The sequence below is a fragment of the Solemya elarraichensis gill symbiont genome, assembly GCF_002021095.1.
In the GTDB taxonomy this organism is placed as follows: Bacteria; Pseudomonadota; Gammaproteobacteria; order Chromatiales; family Chromatiaceae.
In genome coordinates, this window is the sequence record NZ_MPRK01000231.1 from 1 (window position 1) to 3,178 (window position 3,178).

Consider the following 3,178-nt stretch of genomic DNA (forward strand, 5'->3'; position numbering starts at 1 on the left):
GATGCGCCCCTCGTTTCCGGTTAGCTGGTTTGATCTTGTCATTACCCCATTTCACGATAATGCAAAAAAGTCTTCAAATCTTGTTTGTACGTATGGTGCTCTTAACCGGGTGAGGAATTCCGGTACGCAGAATGAAAATGCCGGCCTGATCCTTATTGGCGGTCATTCATCACACTATCAATGGAACGACGGCCAGTTAGTGCAGCAGATAAAGCACATAGTAAATTCCAGTGGTTCAGTACAATGGGTACTGACAACATCCAGAAGAACACCCGGGTCTTTTATTCAGGCACTGCATGAGCAAGTCGTGTCAGATCGATTGACAGTTACGCCATATGAAGAGACTGGTGATGGATGGATGGAAAGTGAGATGGCGCGTGCCAGCCAGATGTGGGTGACGCCGGACAGTGTCTCCATGCTTTATGAGTCGCTGACCTCGGGAGCATGTGTTAGTGTTCTGGAGCTTGAAGGCGGAAGTGGGTGTATAGCGAAAGGGGTTCATATCCTGATTGCTGAAGGACATGCTACGTCATATCAGCAGTGGCTGGAAAGCGGTGCTCTAAACAAAGCGGCCTTTTCCGGCTTTAATGAGGCTGAGCGTGTTGCCACACTTATCGAGGAACGCTGGTTTGGATCGTAAACTGACAGTGGTGCAGATGCTTCCCGCGCTGGACAGTGGCGGGAGATCAAGCCGGATATTCTGCATTTGCGTTCACGGCTGCCAGCATGGATTGGCTACCATGCCTGGAAAGGCCTGCCAAAATCATCAAGACCTCACCTGGTAACAACCGTGCATGGTCCCTATACGGTTGGACGCTATAGTTCGGTGATGGTGCGTGGTGAGCGGGTGATTGCTGTTTCTGAAATGATCCGGGGCTATATTCTAGAGAATTACAGGGATGTTGATGCTGACAGAATCAGGATTATCTACCGGGGGGTTGACCCGGAGATCTACAAGTATGGCTATCAACCTGACCAGGCATGGCTTGAGCGTTGGAATGCGCAGTATCCACAGATGAAGGGCAAGACTCTTCTGACCTTACCTGCTCGCCTGACGCGTTGGAAAGGGCAGGAGGATTTTATTCAACTGATTCACAAGTTGATTACATCCGGGAAAAATGTGCATGGAGTAATCGTGGGAGATGCGCATCCAAGGAAAAAGGAGTACCAGAACGAACTGCAGGAGAAGATTGAGGTGCTCGGTTTGCAGGATGCGATAACAATGACCGGGCACCGCTCAGACATGAAAGAGATACTGGCAATATCAACCATAGTCTACTCGCTGGCACATGAGCCAGAGGCGTTCGGGCGTACAACTATCGAGGCGCTGAGCATGGGAGTTCCGGTAATTGGTTATGCACATGGTGGTGTCAGGGAGCAGTTACAACAGGTTTGCCCGGAAGGGCAGGTAGAACCCTTGGATACCGAGGCAGTTACCCGACTGACTGGTCAATGGCTTGTGAACAAGCCAGAAGTTAAACAGGCACATTTATTCACTCTCATTCAGATGTGCGATTCTACCTTTTCTGCATATTCTGAATTGGCTTGTGAGGCATAAGCGACCAATACGCAATCAACCTTGCCATGATTAATCTTCTTAATTTCATTAGTCCTTTCATGCGTCACGTACCTTTTCAATTAAGACGTGCTGTGGCTACCAGAGTTGCTGTATCAACAGAGCACAAATACATTTACATCAGAATGCCAAAAGCAGCGAACTCAACTATTTCGAAAACGCTCGCGGTACATACATTTGAGGATTATGAGAGAGACGTTGGTCTGGATGAGAAAGGCAATGTTGCCAAGGGTTTATTTCAAAACTGGCAACAGAGCGGTTGTTACTCAATCGATTGCATGGTGGAAAATTATTTTATTTTCAGTTTTTTCCGTAATCCATACAGCAGAGTACTGTCTGCCTATCTTGATAAGGTAAGCAGAAGCGGGAAGAAATTCCACCAGCTTGTTGCGAGAAGAATAGGCCATAAAGAACAATACAGCTTTGAAGAATTTGTATTGTATCTGGAAAATGGCGGTATCAGGGATAATGCCCATTGGGCACGCCAGACCGAAATCACTCCTGTTCCTGTCAGCAGGCTGGATTTTATCGGAAAAATAGAGACTCTGGACAAGGATATGGCTTACATTCTCAGAGAGATTTTTAATTTTGATAAATATGATGGATTGGAGGTGCGTCAAAATGACCGGAGGGGCTCGGACAAGATATTGACCACATATTATAATGACGACCTCAGGGACAGAATTTACTCATTATATAAAAAGGATTTTGAGCAAATAGGTTACAGTCGATGATCTGGCGACAGAGTTTTGCGTATTGGTTCGTCACCGAGAGGTTTACAAATTGTTATGAAGGCATTGAGTTAATATGAGAAAGAAAGTTTTTTGCGTAGGCTTTCAAAAGACAGGAACTACAAGTTTATCTAAAGCTCTTAAGATACTTGGCTATACAGTAACCGGGCCAAATGGAACAAATGATCCAGAAATAGAAAAAAATGTAAGGCAAAAGGCCTTTGCTTTAGTAGACAAGTTTGATGCATTTCAAGATAATCCTTGGCCGCTATTATATAAAGAGCTGGATGAGAAATTCCCGGGCAACTTGTTTGTGCTCACTTTAAGAGATGAAGATGCATGGATAAAGAGTGTCGTGAGGCACTTTGGTAAAAAAGATTCGCCTTTATTCAGATGGGTTTATGGTATTGGGAATCCATTAGAAAACGAAGAGATTTATCTGAATCGTTATAAGCAACATAACAAAGATGTAATTCAATATTTCAGGAATCGCCCGGAAGATTTGTTAATTGTCGACTTCTCTAAAAATAATGGATGGGAGGAGCTATGTCAGTTCCTTCAATGCGATATTCCAAATAAGCCTTTTCCGCATGCAAATAAGGCAGTCGATCGAGAAAGGAAAAATAGAGGTTATTTGGGCTTCATTAAAAAATTAAAGCGACGTAGTGGGTATTATTTTGTCAGAAATGCAATCAAAAATTATATCTCTCCACCGAAATGGTGATGGATTCGATCTGTTTAATGATGACGGACGGTAGGTTGTCTGGGTAAAAGGAGCCTGTAGATAATTCTGTGTAACTGCCCTGTTCAAATATGGTCAATGAGTCGATCTTCAAACTCGATCATAAAACGATTTAACGCTGCTTTCCAG

4 protein-coding genes are annotated in these 3,178 nt (G+C 44.3%); all 4 read left to right on the plus strand.

Annotated features, from left to right (window positions below):
• The coding region (locus BOW51_RS09460; RefSeq protein ID WP_078477505.1) for an ELM1/GtrOC1 family putative glycosyltransferase at positions 1–640 on the plus strand (640 nt) is incomplete at its 5' end.
• 45 nt (positions 641–685) lie between these two features.
• Positions 686–1,558 (plus strand): glycosyltransferase, encoded by an 873-nt coding sequence (locus BOW51_RS09465; RefSeq protein WP_078477506.1) that lies wholly within the window; start codon positions 686–688, stop codon positions 1,556–1,558.
• Positions 1,559–1,650: 92 nt separating this feature from the next.
• Positions 1,651–2,310 carry a sulfotransferase family protein gene (locus BOW51_RS09470; RefSeq protein ID WP_167367313.1) on the plus strand — a complete coding sequence of 220 codons (660 nt, stop codon included), beginning with the start codon at positions 1,651–1,653 and terminating at the stop codon, positions 2,308–2,310.
• Positions 2,311–2,383: 73 nt separating this feature from the next.
• The gene (locus tag BOW51_RS09475) at positions 2,384–3,031 is read left to right on the plus strand and encodes a sulfotransferase family protein (RefSeq protein WP_167367314.1); all 648 of its coding nucleotides are present in this window, start codon (positions 2,384–2,386) and stop codon (positions 3,029–3,031) included.
• Positions 3,032–3,178 lie beyond the last annotated feature (147 nt).

Bases quoted from the DNA above. Each gene is read 5' to 3' on its own strand.
- BOW51_RS09475 (WP_167367314.1), top strand. From the start codon at position 2,384: ATGAGAAAGAAAGTTTTTTGCGTAGGCTTTCAAAAGACAGGAACTACA.